Origin of the sequence: uncultured Pseudomonas sp. (genome assembly GCF_913774235.1) — a bacterium.
GTDB lineage: Bacteria > Pseudomonadota > Gammaproteobacteria > Pseudomonadales > Pseudomonadaceae > Chryseomonas.
Genome location: NZ_CAJYDW010000004.1, coordinates 1 through 26,803, shown reverse-complemented (window position 1 = coordinate 26,803; position 26,803 = coordinate 1). Strand labels below are relative to the sequence as shown.

Genomic DNA, 26,803 nt, shown 5'->3' with positions numbered 1-26,803 from the left:
CTAGAAACTCACCCCGAGCTTGAGGGCCACGGTATAGCCCTCCGCCCGGTTGCGCGCGTCGAACTCCTTGTAGGCGTGCAGCCAGATCGCCGGCAGTCCGGAGGTGGGCTGGAAGAAGCTCACCGCCGGGCCCAGGGCTACCACCCGCGCCCGATTGCCACGGCTGAGGCCGGGGGCGTCGTCGTCGCTGAGCTGGCGGTAGTAGTAGCCGCCCAGGCCCAGGGTCCAGTCGCCGACATGCTGGCCGACGGCGAATTCGTGGCGATACTCCACCCCGCTGCGGTAGTCCGTCGCCGGGTTGCGCGCGTTGATGTCGACCTGGAAGCTGGACGACAGCTCCAGTCCGCTCGGGCTGATATAGCTGGCGTTGAGAATGGGCGAGACGGTCCAGTGGTTGGTGCCGGGGCTGACCAGGCGACTCTTGTCGTAGGCGCCGGTGGGCGCCTGGATCGATAGCTGGGTATTGATGCCCACCCCGGGCGCCGGGGTCCAGGCGAGGATCAGCGGGATCAGCTGGATGTCCGCCGGGCGGAACAGCTCGGCGCTGTCGCTGAATACCCGCTGGCCACCGGCATTGATGCCCAGGCTGGCATCCATGCGGAAGAACACCGAGACGGCGCCGAAGCCGTAGCGCGCACCCAGTACCTGCTGGTCGGTCATGCGCAGGTAGGCCAGGCCGATGGCCAGGACGTTGATGTCGAAGTCGTTGCCGTCATCGCGACCGTGGCTGTCCTTGAGCACCCGCGCCTGGTAGTCGCTGATGCGCAGGCCCAGGGTGCCGAAGGGCGTGGAGGGCGGCATGAAACCGGCGCCGAAGTCCTGCACCCCGGCCGCCGTGGTCGGCATGCCATTTTCGGTGGCCTGGGCCGCACTGCCGGCGAGCAGCGCCAGCAAGACGGCCCCGGCCGCGGGTAGAACGCCTGACAGACGCGACATGGTGAGACTCCTGCGAACTTTCGTGGGGACGAGCGATGCCTCACCGGGCGCGCTGGGCGCTCGGTCCGGGTGAGGCGTTCAGGGAAGGGTCGAACTCAGTCGGGGGCGGTCCCGACCTGCTGGGCGATCTGCGCCTTGCGATTGACGCCGAGTTTTTCGTAGATGCGCCTCAGGTGGTGGCGCACCGTGGCCGGTGCCATGCCCAGGGTGCGGGCCACTTCCTTGTAGGTCTGGCCGAGGGCGAAGCACTGGGCGACTTCCAGCTCGCGGGCACTGAGGCGCTCCGCCGGGCTGCGCCGACGCGCCTTGAGCAGCAGCAGGTCGCCCAGCGGCTGGGCCTCGAGCTGCAGGGTACGGCCCTGGTAGGGCTCTTGCGGAACGCAGGGCATTGGCAACTGATTGCCCTGCCAGCCCTCCCACTCCGTCGCCAGCAAGGCGGCGAATCCGGGCTCCAGGGACAACAGCACGCCATGGCGATCGCTCACCGCCAGCGCCAGCTCGTCGAAACGGCCCTGGCTGTCCCTCAGGGTCGCCAGGGTGCGCAGGCAACTCTCGCGCTCGGCATGCAGCAGGTGCGGCATCAGCCATTCCACCAGTTGGCATTCCAGGGCGGTGAAGGGGGTGGCGGGGTCCTCACGGAACACCGTGAGGTGGACGCCCAGGCGGGTCTGGTCGTCGGTGAGCACGATGCGCAGGCCATGGGCCAAGCCATGACGCTGACCGAGGGCGGCCAGGCTCGGCGAGGCCGTCATGTCCCGGCAGTCGAATACCTGGCAGCGCCCCTGTATGAGATGCAAGTCGCCGAGGCGGCGGTCATCGGCCTTGAGGGCATCCCATTCCCGGGTATAGCTGCCGGGCAGCCCCAGCAGGAAGGTGCTGTGCGCCACGGGAACCCCGTCGCGCCACGCGGAGTTGCCCCACCAGGCCTTGTCGAAGGCGACCAGGCGCTGCAGCTGCGCCAGGGCCTGGGCATGGAATTCGGTGATGGCACCACCACGTAGACGGGCTTGCAGCGCCAGGACGACCTGGCTGAAGCGAGCGACCACCTCGCTGGGTACACTGCAGGAAACGACGGCTGACTGATCCATGCTACCCCCATTGTTCTGATTGTCTGGGTAGGGCGCCGGCCCTTCGTGGGGCCTGGCAATGGGTCCGAGTCTACCGTACCGCAGCGGCGCGCCTATCGTTCAGATGCAGGATAGGTGCAAGCCAACCCACCGGCTCAAGCACCGGCCTGTCAGCGCCAGGGACACCCAGGGCCGCGGCGTGGTCCATCGTTCATCTGATCGATTGCCGATCCCACCGCCACCGCCGAGGCTGCTGGCCATCCGGCGTCAGTCCCGGCGTTCCGGCCCATCAGGAGAATCCCCATGCACGACGTCTTCGCGCGCCTCACTCCCGAGGTTGCCGGCCTGCTGGCGCAAATGGCCGCCCATCCGCAGCCACCGATGGACAGCCTCACCCCGGAGCAGGCGCGCGCCGCCTATGTGCAGCTGAATCGCACTCTCGGGCTGCCGCCTGCGCCCCTGGCCCGCATCCAGGAGCTGGCCGCCCCCGGGCCCCTGGGGCCGATTCCCCTGCGCCTGTATCGCCCCCGCGAAGAAGGGTCCCGCCCGCAGCCGCTGGTGGTCTATCTGCACGGCGGCGGCTGGGTGATCGGCGATCTGGACAGCCACGACTCGCTGTGTCGCCAGATCGCCCTGGGCACCGGCTGCGCGGTGCTCGCCGTGCACTATGCGCTGGCCCCGGAGCATCCGGCGCCCGCTGGTCCCGACGATGTGCTGGCCGCCCTGCGCTGGCTGGCCGAAGCCGGCGGCGCCTTCAACCTCGATCTCGACCGGGTGGCCGTGGCCGGTGACAGCGCCGGCGGCGGCCTGGCCGCCATGGCCGCGCTGCACCTGCGCGAGGGTCCTCTCACGCTCAGGGCCCAGGTGCTGATCTATCCCGGCGTCGACAACACCCCCACGGCCTGGGATCACCCCTCGCGCCGCGAGAACGCCCAGGTACCGCCGCTGACGCGACCGATGATGGATTACTTCTCCGGGATGTATCTGCAGGACGTGGACACCCGCGATCCGCGGGTCTCGCCGCTCTTCGCGCCGTCCCACGCCAAGCTGCCGCCGGCGCTGATCTTCGGCGCCGAGTGCGACGCCCTGCGCGACGACGCCCGCCTCTATGCCCAGGCGCTGATCGGCGCCGGCAACGCCGTGGAATTCCACGAGCTGCCGGGCATGATCCACGGCTTCATCGAGATGCTCGGGGTACTGCCGAGCGTGCGCTGGACCCTGGAACGGATGAACGCCTTCCTGCGCGAGCAGCTGGACGTCGAGGCCTGAGCCCTGGAGCCAGGCTACAGCCGCCCCAACCAGTGCAGCACCAGCCGATAGAGGTGCTGCGGCCAGCGCGACCACCAGCCGCCCTGCTCCACCGCCATCAGCGCCACCAGCGGGCGGGTCTGCAGGATACGCTCGCCATCCACCAGCTCCAGGCGCCCGACCACGTCGCCCTGGGCGATGGGTGCCACCAGGGGTTCGTCCAGCACCAGGCGCTGCTGCGGTTCGTGCTGGCCCTTGGGGCGGGTCAGCACCACGTCCTGGCTCACCCCCACCGGTAGGGTCGAGCGCTCGCCCTCCCACACCGCCGGCGTACCCAGGGCGACGTTGGCCTTGTCGAAGGTCTGGTTCTCGAAGAAGCGGAAGCCATAGGTGAGCAACTTTTGCGTATCGGTGGCCCTGTTGTTCAGTGAGGTGGAACCGAACACCGCGGTGATCAGCCGGCGCCCGTCGCGCTGCGCCGAGGTCACCATGCAATAGCCCGCGGCCTCGGTGTGGCCGGTCTTGAGGCCATCCACGGTGTGGTCGCGCCAGAGCAGCAGATTGCGATTCGGCTGACGGATGCCGTTCCAGGTGAAGTACTTCTTGGCGTAGAGCTCGTAGTAGGCCGACTCGTCCAGGATGATGGCGCGGGCCAGCAGCGCCATGTCGTAGGGCGAGGAAAAGTGCTCGGGATCGGGCAACCCGGTGGGATTCATGAAATGGCTGTCGTGCAGGCCGAGGCGCTGGGCGGTGGCGTTCATCAGGCTGGCGAAGCTCTCCTCGCTGCCAGCGATGTGTTCGGCCAGGGCCACGCTGGCATCGTTGCCCGAATCGATGACGATGCCCTGCAAGAGGTCGTGGATCGAGACCTGGCTGCGCGGATCGAGGAACATCCGTGAACCTTCGGTGCGCCAGGCGTGCTCGCTGACGGTGACCTTGTCGTCCACCTTGAGCCGCCCGGCCTGGATGTCGCGAGTCGCCACATAGACGGTCATCAACTTGGTCAGGCTGGCCGGCGGCAGGTGCTGGTGGGAATCCTCCTCGGCGATCACCTGGCCGGTGGTGGCATCCAGCAATACCCAGGCCTTGGCCGAGAGCTGGGGTGGCGAGGGAATCAGGGCATCGGCGGTGGGAGCGGCGTCCGCCTGACCGAGCCAGGCGAGGCAGAGGGCGGCAAGACCCAGGCGGAGGAAGGGGTGTTTCACGAGCGGCGCATCCGGTTCAACGGGAAGGGCCGCCACCCTAGGCAAGCCCTGCCGGTGGCTCAAATGAAGGAAAGTGAAGAAAAATTTAGGAAGCCGGTGCCTCAGGTAGCGCTGGCGATGACCACCCGTGCGCCGGTCGGTTCGGCTGCTGCGATGCTCAGGCTGAAGCCATGCAAGCGCACGATGGCGGCGACCAGCGACAGCCCCAGGCCATAGCCCGGCTGCTGGCGACTGGCATCGCCGCGATAGAGCCGGCGCAGCACGCTCTCCCGCTCGGCCTCGGGGATGCCGGGGCCGTCGTCGATGACCTCGATGCGCAGCCCAGCCCCGGCGGCGTAGGCGACCAGGCGCACCCGGCCGCCCACCGGGGCGAACTTGACGGCATTGTCCAGCAGGTTGACCAGCGCCTCGAACAGCAACTCCGCGTCGCCCTGCACCGCCGGCAGGTCAGCGGCCAGTTCCAGGGTCAGGGTCTGGGCCTTTTCCTGGGCCATGGGCTCGTAGAACTCATGGGCCTGGCGCAACAGCGCGGCCAGGTCCAGCGGGGCGAAGGCCATGCGCCGCCGGGTATCCTCCAGCTCGGAGATGCGTAGCAAGCCCTGGAAGCGCGACATGATGGCCTCGGTCTCGGCCAGCGCCTCCCCCAGACGCTCGGCCTGGGGCTCGGCCAAGGGCAACTGCTGGAGCTGATGCAACCGCGCGCGCAAACGCGTCAGCGGAGTGCGCAGGTCATGGGCGATGCCATCGCATACCCCCTTCACCTCGTGCATCGAGCGCTCCAGCTGGGCCAGGGTGGTATTGACCGCATCGGCCAGCATGTCCAGTTCGTCGTGGCGCGGCGACAGCGGCAGGCGTTCTTCGAGGTGACCGGCGACGATGAGTTCCAGACTGCGTTGCAGTCGTTCGACGCGCCGCAGCGGTCGGCGCCGCAGCAGGTGCCAGCCGACCAGTCCAGGGATCAGGGTCAGCGACAGGCCCCAGAACAGCGCCTGGCCGATGATGCCGCCCACCGCCGAGATGGAGCCGCCATCGCGGGCCAGTACCAGGATGCGGCCGTCCGCGCGGCGCTGCAGAAAGGCATGGCTGCTGCGCGTCTCGTCCAGGGCGTCGGTGGTCCTGAGGCCGCGCTGCAGGTAGTGCACCTGGCCGTCATCCGGCAGGTTGCGCAGTAGCTTGACCAGATTGCCGGCCACATAGCGACCATCGGCCTCGAACAGGCCGTAGGCGTCGATGCCGGGCATGGAATAGACCTCGCTGGCCTGCAGCTCGCCCAGCAGGTCGGCGTCCGCGACCTTGCCGTAGTAGTGCGCCCGTTGCAGCAGGGTGCGCTCCGCCACCGCACCCAGGTAGCCGGAGATCTGCCAATAGAGCACCCCGGTGAAGACCGCGCCCCAGGCCACGAAGAGCAGCGCATAGAGCGCCAGCAGGCGACTGCTGCCCGAGCGCCAGCGCCTAGTCCGGGACGACGAGGACATAGCCGGCTCCTCTTACCGTATGCACCAGCGGCCGCCCTGCCCGCTCGATCTTGCGTCTCAGGCGGCCCATGTGGACATCGATGATGTTGGTGCCCGGATCGAAGTGATAGCCCCAGACCTGCTCGAAGAGCATGGTGCGGGTCACCAGTTGCCCGGCGTTGCGCATCAGGTAGGTGAGGATCTTGAATTCGGTCGGCAGCAGAGCGATGGCTTCGCCGGCGCGGGTCAGGGTGTTGTCGATCAGGTCCAGGGTCAGCTCGCCCACCCGCAACTGATGACTGGCGGACTGGGCAACCGGGCGTCGCAGCAGGGCCTCCAGGCGCGCCACCATCTCCACCAGGGAAAACGGCTTGGTCAGGTAGTCGTCGCCGCCGCACCTCAGGCCGCGCACCCGCTCGTCGACATCGGACAGGGCGCTCAGCATCAGCACCGGGGTGGCGATGCCGAGGCCGCGCAGGGTGCTGACGATGGTCAGGCCGTCGAAGTCCGGCAGCATGCGGTCGAGGGTGATGATGTCGTGGCCGCCGGCGATGGCGGCGGCCAGGCCGTCGCGTCCGGTGCTTTCCCAGCGCACCTGGTAGTCCTGCGCGCGCAAGGCGCTGGCGATGGACTGGGCGGTCACCTCGTCGTCCTCGATGACCAAAGCCTGGGTCATGGTTGCCTCTCGATCTCGTCCCCGGTTCAGCGGACCGCACACCCTAGGCAAAACCCCTGGGTCGGTAAACTAAATTTTTTTTCATCCTGACTCATGCGCCAAGCCCGGGCGCGCGGTCTATCGTCGGTCTTTTCCAACGAGAGTCTCTGCCATGTTCCGACGTCTACCCTCCCTCGCCCTGGGCGCCCTGCTGCTGGCCTCCACCACTCCCCTGCTCGCCGCGCAGCCCACCACCCTCACCATCCTGAGCTCGGGCGGCATCATGGGCGCCATCCGCGAAGTGGCGCCGGCCTACGAGAAGGCCACCGGGGTGAAACTGGAGATCGCCGCCGCGCCATCCATGGGCGACACGCCCCAGGCCATCCCCAATCGCCTGGCACGTAAGGAGCCGGCAGACGTGGTGCTGATGGTGGGTTCGGCGCTGGACAAGCTGATCGCCGACGGCCAGGCGGTGAAGGACAGTCGCGTCGACCTGGGCCAGTCGTTCATCGCCCTGGCGGTGCGCAAGGGTGCGCCCAAGCCGGATATCTCGACCATGGACGCCTTCAAGCAGACCCTGGAAAGCGCCCAGTCGGTGGCCTATTCCGACAGCGCCAGCGGCGTCTACCTGTCCCGCGTGCTCTTTCCGCGCCTGCAGCTGGGTGAGGCCTTCAACGCCAAGGCGCGCATGATCCCCGCCACTCCCGTGGGCGAGGTGGTGGCCCGCGGCGAGGCCCAGCTGGGCTTCCAGCAACTGAGCGAACTCAAGCCCGTGCAGGGCATCGACATCGTCGGCCTGATCCCCGACCAGGCGCAGAAGATGACCCTCTATTCCGGCGCCGTGGTCAGCCACAGCCAGCATCCGGACGCCGCTCGCGCCATGCTCAAGTACCTGGCCTCCAAGGACGCCGCCAAGGCCATCGAGGACAGCGGCCTCAAGCCCATCCCCGCCCAGTGAGCCTCCGGGAGTCGCCCCGGCGGCGACTCCCCTCCCCGGCTACCAGAGCGCCAGATCGTAGGTCAGGTACAGGCGGTTGCTGTCCCGGCCACGGGCGAAGTCGGCGCGATAGACATAGTTGCGCACCTTGGCGCCGAAGCCCTTGAGCGGTCCCTTGGGTACCACGTAGGCCAGCTCCACGTCGCGCTCCCACTCGTGCAGCCCTTCGCTGCCGGAACGCCCGTTATCGCCGCTGATGTAGCGCGTCATGAAGGTCAGCCCGGGCAAGCCCACGGACTTGAAGTCGTAGGCATAGCTGAGCAGCCAGCTCTGCTCGTCTTCCTCGATGAATTTGCCGATGCCGACGTTGCTGAAGGAATAGACGGTGGCACCGCTGATGTAGGGCAGGCCGGCGTCGCCATTGAGTTTCTGCAGTCCCGCGCCGACCGTGTGACCGCTGTGGGCGTAGGTCAGTTGGCCGCTGAGCATGGCGTTGTCGATCTTTCCCGCGTAGGCCGCGCCAGTGTCGCGACTCTTGAAATAGCGCAGGTCGCTGGTCAGCACACCCCCCGCCAGCGGCAGGTCGTGCTGGAAGCCGGCGAAGTCCTGGCGGTAGAAGTCGTTCAACTGGCCATGGAAGTAACTGACCTTCAGGGCCTTGCTCACCTGGTAGTCCGCCCCGGCGTAGCTGAAATCGCCTGACTGGCCACCACTGTAGCCATCGGCGAAGAGACCCTTGCTGTCGGTGGAATCGCGCAGCTTGAACCTGTCCAGGCGCGCCAGGGTGAGGGTCAGGCCGGCGATGTCGTCGCTGACCAGCTGGGTGCCCTGATAGGTCTGGGGCAGCAGCCGGGCGTCGTTGTAGACCAGCACCGGCGTCTTGGGCAGCAGGGTGCCGTGCTTGACCACCGTCTTGCCCAGCCGGGCCTTGGCGGTAGCGCCGAAGGAACTGGCCTCCGCCGCCGCCCGCCCATCGCTGTGCACCGGCAGTAACCCGGTACCGCTGCGGCCGCGTCCGGAGTCCAGACGCAGTCCGAGCAGGCCGATGGCGTCCAGGCCGAAACCGACGGTGCCCGGGGTGAAGCCCGAGCGGTAATCCAGCAGGAACCCCTGGGCCCATTCGGTGCGTTCGCTCTTCGCCGTGGCGGCGGCGCGGGCGCTCAAGCCCTGTTCGTCGCGGAAATTCTCGTTGAAGTAGACGTTGCGCAGTTGCAGCTTGAGCTTGCTGTCGTCGAGGAAGCCGGCGGCATCGGCGAAGGGCACGCAGGCGCACAGGGCGGCGCAACCCGCGCCGCTCTTGAGAAGTAGGGACATTGGCGTTCTCTTGTTGTTGTCGAAGCGAGGGCGCTGGCGAACCGGCACGCAGGCGCGTACCGGCTCCCCAGGTGGTCAGACGAAGAAGGAGATGGCGCCGGTGAGCAGCGCCAGGGCGGTGATGACCAGGGACGTCAGCACCGCCCATTTGACGGTGGCCTTCTGGAAGTCACCGATGTCGCGGTCGACCATGCCCACCAGCAGCAGGGTGGAGGCCACCAGCGGACTCATCAGGTGCACCGGCTGGCCCAGTACCGAGGCGCGGGCGATCTCCACCGGATCGATGCCGTAGGCCGCGGCGGCGTTGGCCAGGATGGGCACCACGCCGAAGTAGTAGGCATCGTTGGACAGCACGAAGGTCAGCGGCATGCTGGTGATGGCCACCACCAGCGGGAACCAGTGGCCCCAGGCCGGCGGAATCCAGTTGACCAGGGTCTGGGCCAGGGCATCGACCATCTTGGTCCCGGAGAAGATGCCGGCGAAGATGCCCGCGGCGAACACCAGCAGCACCACCGTCATGGCGTTGCCGGAGTGCGCCAGGATGCGCTCCTTCTGCAGCTCCAGCTGCGGATAGTTGATCATCAGCGCCAGCACGAAGCCGATCATGAACAGGATGGCGGCGTGCATCACACCCATGACCAGGGCGGTCATCACCGCGATCACCAGTACCAGGTTGACGTAGGCCAGACGCGGCCGCTTGGTCGGCGAATCGCCGAGGATCTCCTCGATGTAGCACTTGCCGCCGGCCGTGCCACCGCTCTCCAGGGCGACGTTGCCGATGCGCCCGCGTTCGCGGCGGCCGAGCAGGAAAGCGGTGAACACCACCCAGGCCGCCCCACCGATCACCGTGGGCAACATGGGAATGAAGTAGGCGGTGGCGTCCAGCCCCAGCGCGGCGATGGCGCGGGTGGCCGGGCCGCCCCAGGGACTCATGCCGCTCATGATGCTCAGCGAGAGCATGGAGATGGTCGCCAGCACCATGGGGTTCATGCCGATGCGCTTGTACAGCGGCAGCATGGCGGCGCAGGTGATCATGTAGGTGGTGGTGCCGTCGCCATCCAGGGCGACCAGCAGCGAGAGCAATGCGGTGCCGATGGCGATCTTCACCGGATCGCCGTTGACGCGCTTGAGGATCTTGCGGATCAGCGGATCGAACAGCCCGGCGTCGATCATCAGGCCGAAGAAGAGGATGGCGAACAGCAGCAGGGCCGCCGAGGGTGCCACCATCTTCAGGCCGTCGAGCATCATCTTGCCCGTGGTCGGGGCGAAGCCACCGATGATGGCGAAGACGATCGGCACCACGGTGAGGGCCACGATGGGCGATAGACGTTTACTCATGATCAGGTAGGTGAAGGTCACCACCATGATCAAACCGAGGAGTGCGAGCATGAGCGTATCCCTTAGTTCTTGTTGTGTTCTTAGCGTAAGAGCGGCTGCGCGCGGCGCAGCCGACCCCGCCCCCCGGCCAGCTGACGGCGCGGGGGTGGGGCTACAGCGGTGACAGGCTTAGCGGGTGGCGATCAGGCGTGGGGACGGACGTCCGGCGCGGTCCACTCGGGCGCGTCGGTCACGGCCAGGGGTTCGGCCTTGCCGGTTTCCAGGGCGCGCATCAGCTTCTCGCGGTCGCAGGCGCCTTCGGCCAGGGAGATCACCACGGTGGCCACGGCGTTGCTGGCCAGGCTGGTGAGGGCGCGGGCTTCGGACATGAAGCGGTCGATGCCGATGAGCAGCGCCAGGCCAGCCAGGGGGATGTCGTGGATCACGGTGAGGGTCGAGGCCAGGGCGACGAAGCCGCTGCCGGTCACCCCTGCCGCGCCCTTGGAGGACAGCAGCATGATCGCCAGCATGGTCAGGGTCTGGCCGACGCTGAGCTCGATGTTGCAGGCCTGGGCGATGAACACGGCGGCCAGCGACAGATAGATGGCGGTACCGTCCAGGTTGAAGGAGTAGCCGGTGGGCAGCACCAGGCCGACCACGCCCTTCTTGCAACCCAGGCCTTCCAGCTTCTGCAGCATGCGCGGCAGCACCGGCTCGGTGGACGAGGTACCGAGCACCACCAGGAATTCCTCGCGGAAGTAGCGCAGCAGCTTCCACAGGCTGAAGCCGCGCGAGCGGCACAGCGCGCCCAGCACCACGAAGACGAAGAAGGCGCAGGCGATGTAGAGGGTGGCGATCAGCTTGGCCAGGGAACCCAGCGAGGTGATGCCGTACTGGCCCACGGTGAAGGCCAGGGCACCGAAGGCACCCACCGGGGCGAAGCGCATCAGGTAGCCGAAGATGCGGAAGACCATCTGCGAGGCCGACTCCAGCACCTCCAGCACCGGCCGGCCGCGCTCGCCCATGGCGGACAGCGCGAAGCCGCAGAGCACGGCGATGAACAGCACCGGCAGCACCTCACCCTTGTTGAACGCCCCCATGAAGGTGTCCGGGATGATGTGCATGAAGAAGTCGACCACGCTGAGCTTGGCCGCCGACGCCGTGTACTGGGCGATGCTGGCGGTGCTCAGGGTCGCCGGGTCGATGTTCATGCCCACGCCAGGCTGGAACAGATAGACCGCGCCGAGGCCGATGAACAGGCTGATCACGGTGAGCACCAGGAACAGCAGCAGGGTCTTGCCCATCAGGCGACCCAGGGTGCTCTTGTCGGTCATGCCGGCGATGCCGGTGACGATGGTGCAGAACACCACCGGGGCGATCATCATCTTGATCAGCTTGATGAAGGCGTCACCCAGGGGCTTGAGCGCGACGGCCTGTTGCGCCCAGAAGTGACCGACCAGCACCCCGAGGACCACGGCGCAGAGGATCTGGAAGTACAGCGATTTGGCGAGTTTCATGAGGCATCACCCTTTATTGAAGTTGTGTGGATGCGCTGGTGGGTGGGGGGTGGGGTCTGCTAGCCGGCGAGCCTCCGCGCGGTGGGCGCGTACACGTGGCCGGCGAACAGTCGGCGCGCGGTCCGGACGACCGAGGCCTGGATGGTAGTGCCGTCCGCGCCGCCGCGCGACAGCACCACGTCGATACCGCCGCTCGGATGCTCCAGGCGGACATGGGTCAGGTCCCGCGCCGACTCACCGAGCAGCGCCGTAACCACCGTTTCCGGGGTGACGCAGGCGGTGGCCAGGCCGATGGAGCCGGTGATGGCCAGCGCCCGATGGCAGCTGTGCGGCATGAAGTAGCGCACCTGCAGGGTACCGCCCTGCTGCGCCTGGGAGATCAGTACCGGCTTGGGAATCACCTTGCCGCTGACATCGCCCAGGCCCATGGCCCGGCCGGCCTGCAGGCGCAAGGCTTCCAGCCGCGCCAGCAAGGCCGCGTTGGCATCCAGCTCGGCCGGCCGTTCGCTGCCGGTCACGCCCAGGTGGCGGGCCTCGACGATCATCATCGGCATGGCCATGTCGATGCAGGTCACCGGCACGCCGTCGAAGACGTCGGTGGCCTGGCCGGTGGGGAAGAGCTTGCCGGTCTTGCTGCCCACGGCATCGAGGAAGGTCAGCTGGACCGGGGCGGCGGTACCGGGTACGCCGTCGATGGCGGTGTCGCCTTCATAGCGCACCACGCCGCCGGGCGTATGTACCAGGGAGTCGACGAAGCTGTTGGTGTTGAGATTGCGGATGCGCACCAGGGTCTTGCCGTCCTCGGCAGCGACCATCCCCTGCTCCACGGCAAAGGGACCTACGGCGCAGAGCATGTTGCCGCAATTGGGCGCGGTGTCGACGCGCCGCTCGGCGACCATCACCTGGACGAAGAGATAGTCCACATCGGCAGCGGGATGGCTGGACGGACTGATGATGGCAACCTTGCTGGTCTGGGGGCTGCCGCCGCCGATACCATCGATTTCCAGTTCATGACCGGCACCCATCAGGTCGATCAGCATCTCGTCGCGCAGGGCGGGGTCGCTGGGCAGGTCGCTGGCAAGGAAGAAGGGGCCTTTGGAGGTACCGCCCCGCATGAGAACGCACGGAATACGTTGCATGACTGCTGACTCTTATTGATCAATAGCGGTTATTGATGTTCTGGAAACAAGATTGGCAGCCCCGAATAAATCTATCCAATGCAAAAATCGTCACTATTATTCCATCTAAGTGATCAATAACCGAATGACCCGGGCGGGAGCCTGTCATGGATTATGAGCTGCAAGATATCCGATCTTTCGTGAAAATCGCCGAACTTGGCAGCTTCCACGAGGCCGCAGATGCCCTGCACCTTTCTCAGCCGGCCCTGAGTCGGCGCATCAAGAAGCTGGAGGACGGCCTCGGCACGCCGCTGCTCGAACGCACCACTCGTCGGGTCGGCCTCACCAGCGTGGGTCGGGATTTCCTGCCCAAGGCACGCCGCCTACTGGACGATTTCGAGGACTCCATCCTCAGCATCCGCGAACTGGCCGAACGCCAGACCGGTCAGGTCACCCTGGCCTGCATCCCCACCGCGGCCTTCTACTTCCTGCCGTCGGTGATCCGCCAGTACAACGAGCAATATCCCAAGATCCGCATCCGCCTGCTCGATCTCAGCGCCAATGACGGCCTGGAAGCCGTGCTGCGCGGCGAGGCCGACTTCGGCATCAACATGCTCAGCGGCCAGCACCCGGATATCGAATTCGTGCCCCTGGTGCAGGAGCAATTCGTGCTCGCCTGCCGGCGCGACCACGATTTGGCCGCGCGCAGTTCGGTCAGCTGGGCCGAGCTGGTCGAGCATCGACTGATCGGCGTGGGGCGCCTGAGTGGCAACCGGGTGCTGCTCGACCATGCTCTCTCCGCCCGCGGCATCCGCCCCAAGTGGTTCTATGAGGTGCAGCACCTGTCGACCTCCCTGGGCATGGTGGAAGCCGGCCTTGGCGTCTCGGCCATGCCCAGCCTGGCCATGCCGGACGCCGATCACCCGACCCTGGTCAGCGTGCCGCTCAGCGACCCGGAGGTGACCCGGACGCTGGGCCTGGTCTCGCGCCGCGGCGCCTCGCTGTCGCCCGCCGCGGAAAAATTCGTCGCCATCCTGCTCGGTCAGTGGCAGACCGAACGCAGCTGAAATCCTTCTCGATGCTGGCGCTAGAGCGCCGGACCGGCGGCAGGGCGGATCGCCACGCTAGCCAAAGGCCAGCCAGCCGTGAACGTCCGCCGCCTTCGTGGGGTCTGTTGGCTGCAACAACTGGTTACGGTCCGAGCCCCCATGCCCCTTGCGAGCCCATCGCCATCCATCGGTATCCGCCGCTCGCCACGCTGCGGCTACCTGTTGCCGCTGCTCCTGCTGGGTGGCTGCTCCCCCCTGCAGCACGGCTTCCTCGCTCCGGCCGGTCTCGCCGCCGCTGGCGAACGCGACCTGCTGCTCTGGATCGTCGGCCTGACGCTGGTGGTGGTCCTGCCAGTGATCCTGCTCACGCCGCTGATCGTCTGGCGCTATCGCCACGGTAACGACCGCGCCGCCTACCGGCCGCGCTGGGAATTCTCCTGGCTGCTGGATCTCTTCGCCTGGGGCGTGCCGGCGCTGGTGGTGGCGGTCCTCGCGGTGCTGGTGTGGACCCGCACCCACAGCCTCGACCCCTATCGCTCGCCTACGCCAGATGAGCAGCCCCTGGAAGTCCAGGTGATCGGCCTGGACTGGAAGTGGCTGTTCCTCTACCCCGAACAGGGCATCGCCACGGTCAACGAGCTGGTCTTGCCGGCCGGGCGCCCGGTGCAGCTCAAGCTCACCAGCGATACGGTGATGCAGTCCCTGCTGCTGCCGCGCCTGGGCGGCCAGGTCTACGCCATGGCCGGCATGCAGACCCAGCGCTTCCTGCAGATTCCGGCACCCGGCCAATTCGAGGGCCGCAATGCCCAGTACAGCGGCGAGGGCTTCCAAAACCAGCATTTTCCGATTCGGGTGCTGGACGCGCAGGACTTCCAGGCCTGGAGCCAAGGCGTCGCCCAGGCCCGCGCAGCGCTGGACTGCGCCCACTACCAGGTACTCGCACGCCCCGGCACCCTGGAGCAGGCCGCCGAGCTGCGCCTGACCCAACCTGCCCTCTTCGCCTGGGTGCTGGCGCGTTATCGCCAGGACCCGGTGCCCGTCTGCGCCACCTTCCAGGGAGCCACCCATGACTGATTCCTCGGCCCTCTGGCACCTGCTGTTCGGTCGCCTGGGCTATGACGCCCTGCCCTTCTACAGTCTGATCGCCACCTGCGGCGCCAGCGTGGTCATCCTCGGCGCCCTGGCTACCGCCGGGGTGATCACCTGGCTCGGCAAATGGCGCTATCTCTGGCAGGAGTGGTTCACCAGCCTGGACCACAAGCGCATCGGCATCATGTATGTGGTGCTGGCCCTGGTGATGTTCAGTCGTGGCGTGGTGGAGGGGGTGATGATGCGCACTCAGCAGGCCCTGGCCATCGATGCACCGGGCTACCTGCCTCCGGAGCACTTCGGCCAGCTATTCAGCACCCACGGCACCATCATGGTGTTCTTCGTCGCCATGCCCTTCCTCACCGGGCTGATCAATTTCGCCATGCCGCTGCAGATCGGCGCCCGCGACGTGCGCTTTCCGCTGCTCAATGCCATCAGCCTCTGGCTGACGGTGGCCGGCGCGGCGCTGGTGATGGTCTCGCTGGTGCTGGGGCGCTTCTCCACCGGGGGCTGGAGCGGCTATCCGCCCTATACCGGCGCCGAATACCAGCCCGGCGTCGGCCCCGACTACTGGATCTGGGCGCTGACCCTGAGCTCCCTGGGCAGCACCCTCACCGGTCTCAACTTCGCCGTCACCCTCTACAAGGAAAGGGCGCCGGGCATGCGCCTGTTCCAGATGTCGCTGTTCAGCTGGACGGCGCTGTGCACCAGCATCCTGATGATCTTCGCCATGCCGCCGCTGACCGTGGCCACCCTGCTCCTGGCCCTGGACCGCTACCTGGATTTCCACTTCTTCACCAACACCCAGGGCGGCAACCTGATGAACTACATCAACCTGTTCTGGCTGTTCGGCCACCCGGAGGTGTACATCCTCATCCTGCCGGCCTTCGGCGTCTTCTCCGAGGTGTTCTCGACCTTTTCCACCAAGCGACTCTACGGCTACCACTCGCTGGTCTGGGCCACCCTGGTGATCGCCGTACTGTCCTTCACCGTCTGGCTGCACCACTTCTTCACCATGGGCCAGTCACCGAAGATCAACGCCGTGTTCGGCATCGCCACCATGCTCATCGGTATCCCCACCGGAGTGAAGATCTACGACTGGATGGCGACCATGTTCCGTGGCCGCGTCCGCCTGACCACGCCGCTGATCTATGCGGTGATGTTCATCATGCTGTTCGTCATCGGCGGCCTCACCGGCATCACCCTGGCCACGCCACCGGTGGACTACCAGGTACACAACACCGTCTACCTGGTCGCCCACTTCCACAACATGCTGATCCCGGGAATGCTGTTCGGCATGCTGGCCGGCTACCACTTCTGGTTTCCCAAGGCCTTCGGCTTCCGCCTCGACGAGCGTTGGGGCCGCATCGCCGCCCTGAACTTCGGCCTGGGCTTCATCCTCGCCTTCATGCCGCTGTACGTGCTGGGCGCCTCGGGGCTGCCGCGGCGCAGCCAGGCCATCCACAACCCCGACTTCGCCCCGCTGCTGTGGGTCGCCGAAGTGGGCGCGGTCCTGCTGCTCGCCGCCCTGGCGAGCCTGGTGATCCAGCTGGTGGTGAGCATCCGCCGCCGCGACCAGGCACGGGTGCCGGTGGGCGATCCCTGGAACGGCCGCACCCTGGAATGGGCCGTGGCCGCGCCGCCGCCGGAATACAACTTCGCCGTGCCGCTGCCGATCAACGACCGCGATCCCTTCACCTGGCTCAAGGAGCAACGCCTGGCCTATGACCGGCCGCGTACCTATGCCGACATCCAGTTGCCAAAGAACAGCGCCGTACCAGCCATCGTCGGGGCGGCGGGCTTCGCCTGCGCCTTCGGCCTGGTCTGGCACATCGGCTGGCTGGCCGTGCTCGGCCTGGTAGTAGCCTGGGGCGCGGTGATCGCCCGTAGCTTCCAGCGCGATACCGAGCGGCTGATCTCGGCGGCCGAGATCCGGCGTGAACACGAGGCCTGGCTGGATAGGGTCGCCGCGACGCGGGCGATCAATCGCGACGAGGAAACCGGGCCGGGCAACCGTGGCCTGGCGGAGATGGGTCCATGAGTCCGCGCGACATGAATCACGCCGGGCTCAACGTCGGCGCCACCGATCACGCCACCCACGCCGAGGCCGAGTATTCGTTGTTCGGCTTCTGGATCTTCCTGATGAGCGACGCCCTGCTGTTCGCGTTGCTGTTCGCCCTCTACGCGACGCTGCAGCACGCCAACGCCGGCGGTCCGCGCCCCGGGGACGTCTTCGAGATCGGTAGCGTGACCCTGCAGACCCTGGTGCTGCTGGCCAGCAGCTTCACCTACGGCCTGGCCTCGCTGGCGATGAAGTACCACGAGGGTCGCCTAACGCCCCTGGTGACCTGGCTGCTGGTGACCCTGGTCCTGGGCCTGGTCTTCCTCGGCCTGGAGCTGCACGACTTCATCGGCATGGCGGACCAGGGCGCCCTGCCCCAGCGCAGCGCCTTTCTTTCGGCCTTCTTCGCCCTGGTGGGCATGCACGGCGTCCACGTCGCCAGCGGTTGCCTCTGGCTGGTGGTAATGCTGGTGCAACTCCGGGTATTCGGCCTGGATACCCCAGTGAAGACCCGGCTGATGCGCCTGGGCCTGTTCTGGCATTTTCTCGATATCGTCTGGGTGGCCATCCTTTCGGTGGTCTACCTGCAAGGACTCCTGCCATGAAGCGTGACGACTACCGCCGCGAACTGGCGAGCTATGTGATCGGCCTGGCGCTGGCGGTGACGCTGAGCCTGATCCCCATCAGCCTGGTGCTCTTCCCGACCTGGCCGCGCGGGACCACCCTGGCCCTCGTCTTCGGCCTGGGCCTGCTGCAGATCCTGGTGCACCTGCGCTGCTTCCTGCATGTCAGCCTGGGCCGCTCGCACCGCCACGACCTCTATCTGCTGCTGTTCACCAGCCTGATCCTGGTGCTGATGGTGGTGGGCAGCCTGGTGGTGCTGGGTGATCTGCAGCACCGGATGCATTGATCGGCTCGCCGCCCCACTGCGCGGCAAGCCGATCTTTCTCGCACCTTATTGAGTGCGCGTCACCCGCCAGACGGTATTGGCCAGGTCGTCGGCGATGATGACACCACCGCGCTGATCCACCGCCACGCCTACCGGTCGGCCACGGGTCTTGCCGTCGTCGCCGTAAAAACCGGTGGCGAAGTCGATGGGTTCACCGACGGGCCGCCCCTGCTGGAAAGGCACGAAGACCACGCGATAGCCCACCGGCTTGTCGCGGTTCCAGCTGCCGTGTTCGCCGACGAAGACCCCATCGGTGAACTGCCCGCCCACCGCCGTGGTAGAAAAGGCCACGCCCAGGGCGGCGACATGGGAGCCCAGGCTGTAGTCGGGCTTGATGGCCGCAGCCACCTTGGCCGGGTCCTGCGGCTGGGCGCGGGTATCGACGTTCTGCCCCCAGTAGCTGTAGGGCCAGCCGTAGAAGCCGCCTTCGCGGATGGAGGTCAGGTAATCCGGTACCAGATCGGGGCCGATTTCGTCGCGCTCGTTGGCCACGGCCCAGAGCTGACCGCTGCCGGGCTGGATGGCCAGGGCCGTGGGGTTGCGCACCCCCGTGGCGTAGGTCTTGTGGGCGCCGCTTTGGGCATCGATCTGCCAGATCACCGCGCGATCCACCTCGACGTCCATACCCCGCTCGCCGACGTTACTGTTGGAGCCGATGCCCACGTACAGATAGCGACCATCGGGGCTGACGGTAAGCGCCTTGGTCCAGTGGTGGTTGATCGCCGCGGGCAGATCGACCAGCTTGTCCGGCGCGCCGCTGGCCTGGGTCTGGCCGTCCTGGTAGGGGAAACTCACCAGGGCGTCCTGATTGGCCACATAGATGCGGCCGTTGGCGAAGGCCAGGCCGTAGGGCGCGTTGAGATTCTCGGCGAACACCGTCTTGAGTTCGTATTTGCCGTCGCCATCGGCGTCGCGTAGCAGGGTCAGGCGATTACCGCCCTTCACCTGGGTGTTGCCCTGGGCCTTGATATAGCCGGCGATAACGTCCTTGGGCTTGAGCTTGGGCGCATTGCCGCCGCGGCCCTCGGCCACCAGGATGTCGCCATTGGGCAGCACCAGCATCTGCCGCGGAATGCGCAGATCGGTGGCGATGGCGGTGATGGTGTAGCCCTGGGGCACCGTGGGCACGCGATCGCCCCAGGGCGCCGGCTGGGCGATCTTCATGCTCGGCAGGAGGCCACGCTGGGGTTCGGGCAGCTTGGGATCGGGGCCGCGGGCCTGGACGTCGGCGCCGCCTTCGTTACCGCAGGCGCTCAGCAGCGCGGCCAGACCGAGGACGCTCAAGGCTTTTGCAGTGCTCATCGGACCACCTCCGAACGCAGGTTGGAGAGCGCGGTCCAGGCGGCCACCAGGCTCAGCACCGAGACCACCACCGAGAGGATCAGTCCGACGGGCATCACCGCCCAGGCGTCCTTGGCATGCTCGAAGGCATTGACCAGCCCCAGCACCCAGGCCAGCAGCAGCAGGAGGAAATAGGCCGCCGGCCGACGACCGCGGAAGCGCGCGCCGAACAGATTGCCCAGGGCGAACAGCAGGGCCAGGCCAGACAGCAACAGCGCCCCGGCGATCAGCCAGGCGGCGAAGTTGGCCCACTGGATCTGCATCGTCTGGTAGTAGGCGATATCGCTGAGCAGGCCGCCGATGAACAGCGGGACGGAGCCGGCCAGCAGCAGCGCGTGCAGCGGGCCGGGCCGGACAGGGTGGTAATGATGGGCAGCTACGGTCACTGACGACTCCTTTTCATGACGGGCGCCGCAGGCCACTTGGCCAACACGGCGAGAAGGACGCACTGAAAAGGATTGCCCGTACACCGGGTTAGTTCAGCCGTTTCGCCTGGTGGACACCTCTTGCAAAAGACTGGCTGCCGGTCGAGCCATTCGTGATAAAAAGTCAGTTTTATTACAAGACAGCCTGCCCATGGTCAGCATCCATCCCGTCGACCGCGACTCCCGGCGGGCGGCGATCGTTCTCGCGCTGTGCTTGCCCAGCGACGTCCTGCTCTATCTCATCCTGCCGATGAATGCCGAGGCCTTCGGTATCGGCCTGACCGAAGCCGGCGTACTGCTCGCCGCCAATCGCCTGGTGCGCATCTTCGGCTACCGCTACGTCGTCCACGGCTATGCCCGCTTCGGCGACCGTCACAGCCTCATGCTCGCGGCCGGGGTAGCAGCGCTGTGCGCCCTGGGCAACGCGACGCTCTCGGGCTTCTGGTGGCTGATCCTGCTGCGGCTGGCCTGGGGCCTGTGTTTCGCGGTCTTCAATCTCTCCACCCAGGTACTGGCCACCGCCGAGCCAGGCGGCGCCGCACGCCGCTCGGGTACCTCCCGCGCCCTGATCGCCATCGGCCCCATGCTGGCGCTGCCCCTCGGCGCCTGGATCACGCTGCACTTCGGTCCGCGGTTGATCTTCCTCCTGCTCGCCGGCTGCTGCCTGGTGGGCCTGCTGGTGGCCAGCCGCCTGCCGACGCAACCTCACCGACTCGCCAGCTCAGGGCGGCGTTTCCAGTGGCCCGACCGCATCGCCATCTGGTCCTTCATCGAGGGCGTTGCCCTGGATGGCCTGTTCATCTTCGGCCTCTCGGTCTTCGCCCAGGCCGCCCTCGGTGGCAACGCGGTGCTGATCGCCGGGCTGCTGATGGCCCTGCGCTACGCCTCGGAGATGAGCCTGAGTCCCCTGGGTGGCTGGGCCGCCGAGCGCTACGGTGCGGCGACCATGCTGGTGACCTTTTCCGCCCTCACGGCCCTCGCGCTGAGCGCCTTCGGCTGGCACTGGCTGGTGCTGGGCGCCGGCGGCGTGCTGATCCTGCGGGCGCTGCAGCTGCCCCTGGTGGTGACCCTGGTGGCCGCGCGTCATCCTGGCCAGGCACGGGTGCAGGCGCTGGCCGCCAACGCCGTCTGGCGCGACGTGGGCGCCGGCCTGGGTCCTCTGTTGGCCGGCGTCCTGTTGCCGCTGCTGTCACCGGCCTGGGTCTATCCGCTCGCCGGTCTCGCCATCCTGGCGAGTGCCCTGGCCTGTTGGCAGACCGTGCGGGCGCCGGCTTAGCGACCGACGCCCGCGTGTTCCGGGCTAGCGCTTGACCGGCAGCACCGGCTCGCTGACGCCATTGACGCCGACCAGGGTCAGGCTGGTCAGCAGCACGTTCTGCGGCCCCTGGTAGGCATCCACCGGCTTGTACCACTCCGCCAGCGAATGGGCACTACCACCCTCCCCGCCACCGCTGATGGTCATGGCCGGAATGCCCAGGGCCATGGCGGTGTTGGAATCGGTACTGCCGCCACTGAGGGCTGCCTTGGCACCACCGGTGACCGCCGCGATGGAGCGCTGGGCCGTTTGCACCATGGGCGAGTCCTCGGGCGTGCCCCCGGCCGGACGGTCGCCGATCAGCTTGATGTCGACCGAGATCTGATCGGTCTCCCAGCGCTGGTTCTCTTCCTTCACCGCATCCTGCACCAGGGCCAGGATCTCCTTCTCTTCGGCGAGCAGCGCGGCCTCTTCGTTGGATCTCATATCCAGGGTCAGCCGCGCCTCGGCGGCGATGGCGTTGACCGAGGTACCACCCTGTACCGTGCCTACGGTGAAGGTGGTCTTGGGCTCCTTGGGCGGCCGTACCTCGGCGATCTTGGCGATGGCGCGACCAAGGGCATGGATGGCGCTGGGTCGCCCGAATTCCCCGAAGCTGTGGCCACCCGGCCCCTTGAAGGTGATCTCATAGCGATGGCTGCCAGTACCGCGATTGACGATGCGCCGCACGTCGATGCCATCCACCGAGATGAAGCCGTCGATGCCCTGGCGATCCTTGAACAGCGCCTTCACCCCGCGCAGGTTGCCCAGCTCTTCCTCGCCCACGGTGCCGACGAACACCAGATCCCCCACCGTTTCGATCCCGCTCTTGTTCAGGGCGTCGATCACCGACAGCAGCGCCGCCAGGCCGCGGGCGTCATCACCGATGCCGGGGCCGAAGGTCTTGCCGTCCTTTTCCTTGAGGGTCAGGTCGGTGCCCTCGGGAAACACCGTATCCAGGTGTGCCGACACCACCAGCTGCGGCCCCTGGCCACTGCCCTTGCGGGTAGCGATCACATAGCCTTCCGGGGCGATGCTGGCGTCCTTCAGACCCAGCTCCTGGAAGCGCTTGAGGTAGTACTCGGCGCGCACCTTTTCCTTAAACGGCGGCGCGGGAATCTGGGCAATATGCTGCTGTTCCGTGAAGGTCCGACTATCGTCGGCGCGCAGCGCCTCAAGGGCCTTGGTCACCCGGGCATCCCCCTGTACGGCGGACAACGATGCCTCGACACCCGGCGCGGCGGCCAGGGGCAACGCCAGGGTGGCGGTCGCGGCGGCGAGAAGAACAGCGGACAAGCGGTTGGCCAAGGCCGAACGAGCAAAAGACATCTGACACTCCCATTGCCTAGGTTGGTATTCCGATGGCGCGCAATCGTCAGACGAATGCGCAACCTCTTGACGCTAGGTGGGGGTGAATCAATCGTCAAAAAGCGGGACGTAACCGGATGCTACATCCAGGCAGCGCCGGTCTGTGCCAAGTACGCCGGAGTCGCACTGCCGAGCCATCCCTGTCGCGACACGCCCTGCCAATCGAGCGGATTCATCTCGACAGGTACTGCTTTATGAACTCGAGGTCCTTCGCGAGCTGTATCCGCATGACCTTGAGCAGTTTTCGCGCCGTATCCGAGAGCGGCTTTCCAGGACGGAACACCAGCAGGCTTCGTGTCCGCACATCCAGGTCGAAAGGCCTGATCACCAAGCCCCGGTCGACGAAATCGAGCGCCGCCAGGGGATTGATGAAGGCCACTCCGGTGCCTCTCAACACCAGATTGCAGATCGTATGCAGGTAAGCCGTTTCCACCCTTACGTTCAAGGCCACGCCTGCCGAATCGAGGGCGACCTCCAGGCGGCGGCGACTGCTGTCTTCCGGATTGAGGGCGATGAACTCGCAACCCGCCAGATCCCTGGCCGCAATGGACGATTTCCGGGTCAGCGGATGCCCCTGAGGCAAGGCGATCACCCCCGGCTCGTTCATGAACTCGGAATGTTCGAGTCCGGCGGCCGGCATTTCGTCGGCCATGACGCCAAAATCGCAGAGTCCGGCAGATACCTCCTGATGCACCTCCCGCGAACTCTGCACACGCAGGGAAACCCGGATGTCCCTTTGCTCGAGATCGAACTCAGCCAGGGCACGCGGCATGAACGCATTGCCCATCAAGGGATGTACCGCGATGGCCAGTCGGCCGGTGCCGAACTGCTTCAGACTCTTGATGCGATGCTCGATGGCATCCATACCGATGAACAGCTTGTCGACATCGATCAGCAGCGCCCGAGCTTCCTCGGTCGGAATCAGACGACCATGGGCACGGTGAAACAGCTGCAGCCCTGCGCTGCTTTCCAGCTTGCGAATCGACTGGCTGACGGCCGGCTGGCTGACACCCAGCACCTGGGCTGCCTTGCTGGTACTTCCTGCGCTCATCACTACGCGGAACACCTCGATATCTCGCACACCCATGCAGAAGACCTATAAGCCTGGCTTATCGTCTTGATAATCCTAGAGCTAGCCGCTGGCTCCGGTCCAGCCAACAATGGGCCGGACACGGACTCGCTGACAGGCCCCCTCCATGAAAACCATCGACTTCGCAGGAAATCCCTACGCCAGCCTTTCGCCCCCGGTGTGGCGCGGTTCAACGGTGGTCTTCGATAGCTTCGAAGACTTCGTGGACCGCAAGCGCCGGCAGCCCGACGGGTACAGCTACGGCACCACGGGTACCCCGACCGCACGCCAGTTGGAGAGCAAGATCGCCCAGCTCGAAGGTGCCCAGCATTGCCTGTTGATGCCTTCCGGTGCCGCGGCCCTGATCACCACCGTGCTCTCCTTCGTCCGCGGGGGCGATCATCTGCTCATCGCCGACTCCTGCTATGGCTCCTTGAAGGCCTTCGCCGAGCTGTGGTTGCAGCGGATGGGCGTGGATGTCGAGTTCTACCCGCCGACCCTGGATGACGGTATCGAGTCGCTGATCCGTTCGAATACCCGAATGATCTGCCTGGAAGCCCCTGGCACGGTCACCATGGAAATGCAGGACATAGATGCCATCACCCGTATCGCCCGGCGCCATGGCGTTCTGACGATGATGGACAATACCTGGGCCAGTCCGCTGTTCTGCAAAGCCCTCGACCACGGTGTCGATTTCGTCATCCAGGCCGTCACCAAATACCTGGGCGGTCACTCCGACCTGTTGATGGGCAGTATCAGCCTCAACGACCGGGAGCATTACGCTACCTTGCGGGAAACCCAAAGCGTCTTCGGCCAGGCGACCAGTCCGGAAGACTGCTTCCTGGTAGAGCGAGGCCTGCAGACCTACCCACTGCGGCTCCGCGAACAGAGCCGCAAGGCGCTGAGCGTGGCGCGTTGGCTGGAGACCCAGCCCATGGTCGAACAGGTGCTGTTTCCCGCGCTGGAAAGCGACCCGGGCCATCGAATCTGGCGAGAACAGTTTCAAGGCTGCGGGTGCCTGCTGTCGCTCATCCTGACGCCCACGGAGCAGGAGTCCGCCTTCGCGGCCTTTTTCAACACCCTGCAACTCTTCCCGATTGGCGCCAGCTGGGGCGGAACCCGCAGCCTGATCGCCTACTACCCGGCCGAACTCCAACGCGCTCGCCGCTACTCACCCACCGATCAGCCCGTAGTACGGATTTCCGTCGGACTTGAGGACGAAGCCCTGCTGATCCAGGACCTGGAACAGGCCTTGAAGGCCTACGCAGCCGCGCGGTAACCAGCGACACGGTCATTCGCGCTGCATAGCGGAGGCTTAGGGTGAGCGGGTGAAGCCAATTGCCAGGCCGTCGCTGGGCGCGAGGCTGGTCGAGCGGGATTAGGCCTCGCTGGTCATGGCTGCCTACTGAACGGCCTTTAGCGAGACTATTTGTCACTCAATGTTTCACCACAGCGACACTTTCCAAGTTTCAACGGGCAGTCGCTCCCTTACCTGGCCGTTGCAAAAGCCGCGAGCCAGATAGACTGGATTCGTCGCGCGAATAGAGTCGCCCAGTGACCTGAGGCTACCGGACAGACCAAATCCGCTCGGTCGGTACATGGCCAACCGAGCGCGCGCCGCAATAATGCATCTATCTTGATCTAGGGTTCGAGAACAAGTGGCGACGAATACCAGCCAGCCTTAAAGACTGACTAATCCCATGTCAAATCCCGCTCTCCTTCCGCCTTAGTTAAGAGACCGAGTATTGAAAGAAGAAAGCCCAGTGCAAGCAAACGACAACAAGGACTGCCTGCTGATCAATATAAGGGAGCCCTCCGAACTGCACTTCTGGTCGAAGCGGTTGGGCATTTCCAGAACGGCGCTGGAAACCCTGGTTCGAAGTACCGGTACCCGGGTGGATGATATTAAGAAGGCCTTGACCCAGCAGACACCGCTCCAGGGAGACACCCAAGGAGATCGCCGGACCGGCAACGGACGCAAAAAACGGCAGGGTTAGCTTTTTTTCATGAAGGCATGACCATTTTTTGACAATTCAGGCGCGATGATGCGCGCCTCGCCGGCCACTTCGTCCGGCTCCCTCTTTCTGGCATGCCTTCCCATGAACAAGCTTCCCCACATCACCCTGGCTTTCTGGGTCATGAAGATCTGTGCAACCACCCTGGGCGAGACGGCCGGGGATCTGGTGTCCATGACCTTGGGGGTCGGCTACGCCCTGAGCTCGCTGATCCTCATCGGTTTCTTCGTGGCGACCCTGCTCGGGCAACTCTCGGTGCGTCGCTACCATCCAGCGCTGTACTGGACGGTCATCCTCTCGACCAGCATCGCCGGCACCACCCTGTCCGACTTCATGGATCGCACGCTGGGCCTGGGTTACGCCACCGGCTCGGTCATCCTCATCGCCATCCTGACCAGTATTTTCTGCCTCTGGTACCTGAGCGAAAGAAGTCTTTCGGTGAGCCACATCGCCAGTCGCCGGGCGGAGTTGTTCTATTGGTTCGCGATCCTCTTTTCCAACACCCTGGGTACGGCGCTGGGTGACTACCTGGCCGACGACTCCGGCCTGGGCTTCGCCGGCGGCGCCCTGCTGATTGGCAGCCTGATCGCCCTGATGGCCATACTGCACTATGCAACCCGGCTCTCTTCGGTATTGATCTTCTGGGTCGCCTTCGTGCTGACTCGGCCGTTTGGTGCCACCTTGGGCGATGTGCTTACCAAGCCTCGAGATCATGGCGGCCTGGACTTCGGCACCCTGGGTTCTTCCCTGGTACTCCTTTCCATCCTGCTCGCCCTGGTCATCTATGCCTCGATCATGAATCGACGCCCTGACATAGGCATTGCCAAACCGTGAAGCCATCACCTAGAACAATCAATAAACCAGGCAAATGCAACCTGGAAGTTCAGCTCAAAAGTTCGAGCCCTAGATTCTCGCCTGCCATCTAGTGCTCCTTCTCATGGCGATCTGCCGTCAATTGATCGGCCCGGAAGAATCAGCGAAAGTGCCCGGCGATTACTCGTCGGGCGTTTCGCTGAAGGCGTACTAAGCTGACTTGAATGAACTTCGCCAACGGACAAGGTGTTATGACAAATTCGCTTCAAGGCTCTGCAACGCTCGACGCCGATCTACCCTTTCTGCCCTTCTCCCGCCCCAGTATCGGGAGCGAAGAAGTAGCGGCCGTGAGTGAAGCCCTCACCTCCGGTTGGATCACCACCGGGCCCAAGGCGAATGCCCTGGAAGAGCGCTTCGCCGCCTCGGTGGGCGCCGCCCACGCCGTGGCTCTGTGCTCGGCCACCGCGGCCATGCACGTGACCCTGCTGGCGCTGGACATCGGCCCCGGCGACGAGGTGATCACCCCCTCGCTGACCTGGGTCTCCACCGCCAACATGATCA

25 protein-coding genes are annotated in these 26,803 nt (G+C 65.9%); 12 read left to right on the top strand and 13 right to left on the bottom strand.

The window, feature by feature from the left end; translation table 11 throughout:
• Together QZ471_RS02290 and QZ471_RS02285 are read right to left on the bottom strand one after the other, a co-directional pair.
• A complete protein-coding gene (locus QZ471_RS02290; RefSeq protein ID WP_295460704.1) occupies positions 1-936 on the bottom strand; it encodes a transporter in 936 nt (311 codons plus the stop codon).
• 95 nt (positions 937-1,031) lie between these two features.
• Positions 1,032-2,024, bottom strand: a complete 993-nt coding sequence (locus QZ471_RS02285; RefSeq protein WP_295460703.1) for a helix-turn-helix transcriptional regulator — start codon at positions 2,022-2,024, stop codon at positions 1,032-1,034.
• Between the two features lie 282 nt (positions 2,025-2,306).
• Here QZ471_RS02285 and QZ471_RS02280 point away from each other — a divergent pair, with 282 nt between their 5' ends.
• Positions 2,307-3,272 carry an alpha/beta hydrolase gene (locus QZ471_RS02280; protein ID WP_295460702.1) on the top strand — a complete coding sequence of 322 codons (966 nt, stop codon included), beginning with the start codon at positions 2,307-2,309 and terminating at the stop codon, positions 3,270-3,272.
• Positions 3,273-3,286: 14 nt separating this feature from the next.
• Here the strand turns inward: QZ471_RS02280 and QZ471_RS02275 are convergent, their stop codons facing one another.
• From QZ471_RS02275 to QZ471_RS02265, 3 genes are all read right to left on the bottom strand, one after another.
• Positions 3,287-4,456 carry a D-alanyl-D-alanine carboxypeptidase family protein gene (locus QZ471_RS02275; protein WP_295460701.1) on the bottom strand — a complete coding sequence of 390 codons (1,170 nt, stop codon included), beginning with the start codon at positions 4,454-4,456 and terminating at the stop codon, positions 3,287-3,289.
• Between the two features lie 101 nt (positions 4,457-4,557).
• Positions 4,558-5,931 carry a HAMP domain-containing sensor histidine kinase gene (locus tag QZ471_RS02270; protein ID WP_295460700.1) on the bottom strand — a complete coding sequence of 458 codons (1,374 nt, stop codon included), beginning with the start codon at positions 5,929-5,931 and terminating at the stop codon, positions 4,558-4,560.
• Positions 5,909-6,586, bottom strand: a complete 678-nt coding sequence (locus QZ471_RS02265; RefSeq protein ID WP_295460699.1) for a response regulator transcription factor — start codon at positions 6,584-6,586, stop codon at positions 5,909-5,911. Before QZ471_RS02265 ends, QZ471_RS02270 begins: the two co-directional genes overlap by 23 nt.
• A 151-nt stretch (positions 6,587-6,737) precedes the next feature.
• On the opposite strand from QZ471_RS02265, the gene QZ471_RS02260 reads away from it, so the two are divergent.
• A complete protein-coding gene (locus QZ471_RS02260; protein ID WP_295460698.1) occupies positions 6,738-7,523 on the top strand; it encodes a substrate-binding domain-containing protein in 786 nt (261 codons plus the stop codon).
• 39 nt (positions 7,524-7,562) lie between these two features.
• On the opposite strand, the gene QZ471_RS02255 is transcribed toward QZ471_RS02260, so the two are convergent.
• The 4 genes from QZ471_RS02255 to QZ471_RS02240 all read right to left on the bottom strand — a co-directional run bounded on the left by QZ471_RS02255 (position 7,563) and on the right by QZ471_RS02240 (position 12,789).
• The gene (locus QZ471_RS02255; protein ID WP_295460697.1) at positions 7,563-8,816 is read right to left on the bottom strand and encodes an OprD family porin; all 1,254 of its coding nucleotides are present in this window, start codon (positions 8,814-8,816) and stop codon (positions 7,563-7,565) included.
• Between the two features lie 75 nt (positions 8,817-8,891).
• A complete protein-coding gene (locus QZ471_RS02250) occupies positions 8,892-10,205 on the bottom strand; it encodes a citrate:proton symporter (RefSeq protein WP_295460696.1) in 1,314 nt (437 codons plus the stop codon).
• A 131-nt stretch (positions 10,206-10,336) separates the two neighbouring features.
• Positions 10,337-11,650, bottom strand: coding sequence for a C4-dicarboxylate transporter DctA (gene dctA, locus QZ471_RS02245; RefSeq protein WP_295460695.1), 1,314 nt, complete (start codon positions 11,648-11,650; stop codon positions 10,337-10,339).
• A gap of 59 nt (positions 11,651-11,709) precedes the next feature.
• A complete protein-coding gene (locus tag QZ471_RS02240) occupies positions 11,710-12,789 on the bottom strand; it encodes a 4-oxalomesaconate tautomerase (protein ID WP_295460694.1) in 1,080 nt (359 codons plus the stop codon).
• Between the two features lie 146 nt (positions 12,790-12,935).
• Between QZ471_RS02240 and QZ471_RS02235 the strand changes: the two genes are divergently transcribed.
• The 5 genes from QZ471_RS02235 to QZ471_RS02215 all read left to right on the top strand — a co-directional run bounded on the left by QZ471_RS02235 (position 12,936) and on the right by QZ471_RS02215 (position 17,878).
• Positions 12,936-13,835, top strand: coding sequence for a LysR family transcriptional regulator (locus tag QZ471_RS02235; protein WP_295460693.1), 900 nt, complete (start codon positions 12,936-12,938; stop codon positions 13,833-13,835).
• 141 nt (positions 13,836-13,976) lie between these two features.
• The gene (locus tag QZ471_RS02230; RefSeq protein WP_295460692.1) at positions 13,977-14,891 is read left to right on the top strand and encodes a ubiquinol oxidase subunit II; all 915 of its coding nucleotides are present in this window, start codon (positions 13,977-13,979) and stop codon (positions 14,889-14,891) included.
• Positions 14,884-16,947 (top strand): cbb3-type cytochrome c oxidase subunit I, encoded by a 2,064-nt coding sequence (locus tag QZ471_RS02225; RefSeq protein ID WP_295460691.1) that lies wholly within the window; start codon positions 14,884-14,886, stop codon positions 16,945-16,947. Before QZ471_RS02230 ends, QZ471_RS02225 begins: the two co-directional genes overlap by 8 nt.
• Positions 16,944-17,573 carry a cytochrome c oxidase subunit 3 gene (locus QZ471_RS02220; RefSeq protein ID WP_295460690.1) on the top strand — a complete coding sequence of 210 codons (630 nt, stop codon included), beginning with the start codon at positions 16,944-16,946 and terminating at the stop codon, positions 17,571-17,573. Before QZ471_RS02225 ends, QZ471_RS02220 begins: the two co-directional genes overlap by 4 nt.
• Positions 17,570-17,878: a cytochrome-c oxidase gene (locus QZ471_RS02215; protein WP_295460689.1), complete on the top strand. Its 309-nt coding sequence runs from the start codon at positions 17,570-17,572 to the stop codon at positions 17,876-17,878. The genes QZ471_RS02220 and QZ471_RS02215 overlap by 4 nt, the downstream gene beginning before the upstream one ends.
• A 45-nt stretch (positions 17,879-17,923) precedes the next feature.
• Here QZ471_RS02215 and QZ471_RS02210 read toward each other — a convergent pair whose 3' ends face one another.
• Positions 17,924-19,219 carry a sorbosone dehydrogenase family protein gene (locus tag QZ471_RS02210; protein ID WP_295460688.1) on the bottom strand — a complete coding sequence of 432 codons (1,296 nt, stop codon included), beginning with the start codon at positions 19,217-19,219 and terminating at the stop codon, positions 17,924-17,926.
• Complete coding sequence (locus QZ471_RS02205) at positions 19,216-19,644, bottom strand: DUF2231 domain-containing protein (RefSeq protein WP_295460687.1); 429 nt, start codon at positions 19,642-19,644, stop codon at positions 19,216-19,218. The genes QZ471_RS02210 and QZ471_RS02205 overlap by 4 nt, the downstream gene beginning before the upstream one ends.
• Before the next feature lie 190 nt (positions 19,645-19,834).
• Between QZ471_RS02205 and QZ471_RS02200 the strand changes: the two genes are divergently transcribed.
• Positions 19,835-20,959 (top strand): MFS transporter, encoded by a 1,125-nt coding sequence (locus QZ471_RS02200; protein ID WP_295460686.1) that lies wholly within the window; start codon positions 19,835-19,837, stop codon positions 20,957-20,959.
• A gap of 24 nt (positions 20,960-20,983) precedes the next feature.
• Here QZ471_RS02200 and QZ471_RS02195 read toward each other — a convergent pair whose 3' ends face one another.
• Positions 20,984-22,306 (bottom strand): M20/M25/M40 family metallo-hydrolase, encoded by a 1,323-nt coding sequence (locus QZ471_RS02195; protein WP_295460685.1) that lies wholly within the window; start codon positions 22,304-22,306, stop codon positions 20,984-20,986.
• A gap of 211 nt (positions 22,307-22,517) precedes the next feature.
• Positions 22,518-23,432, bottom strand: a complete 915-nt coding sequence (locus QZ471_RS02190) for a LysR substrate-binding domain-containing protein (RefSeq protein WP_295460684.1) — start codon at positions 23,430-23,432, stop codon at positions 22,518-22,520.
• 109 nt (positions 23,433-23,541) lie between these two features.
• Here QZ471_RS02190 and metC point away from each other — a divergent pair, with 109 nt between their 5' ends.
• From metC to QZ471_RS02170, 4 genes are all read left to right on the top strand, one after another.
• Positions 23,542-24,693 carry a cystathionine beta-lyase gene (metC, locus tag QZ471_RS02185; RefSeq protein WP_295460683.1) on the top strand — a complete coding sequence of 384 codons (1,152 nt, stop codon included), beginning with the start codon at positions 23,542-23,544 and terminating at the stop codon, positions 24,691-24,693.
• Positions 24,694-25,159: 466 nt separating this feature from the next.
• A complete protein-coding gene (locus QZ471_RS02180; protein WP_295460682.1) occupies positions 25,160-25,411 on the top strand; it encodes a DUF3606 domain-containing protein in 252 nt (83 codons plus the stop codon).
• 102 nt (positions 25,412-25,513) lie between these two features.
• Positions 25,514-26,263 (top strand): hypothetical protein, encoded by a 750-nt coding sequence (locus QZ471_RS02175; protein ID WP_295460681.1) that lies wholly within the window; start codon positions 25,514-25,516, stop codon positions 26,261-26,263.
• A 230-nt stretch (positions 26,264-26,493) separates the two neighbouring features.
• Positions 26,494-26,803, top strand: a 310-nt coding sequence (locus tag QZ471_RS02170) for a DegT/DnrJ/EryC1/StrS family aminotransferase (protein ID WP_295460680.1), incomplete at its 3' end; no start/stop codon positions are given.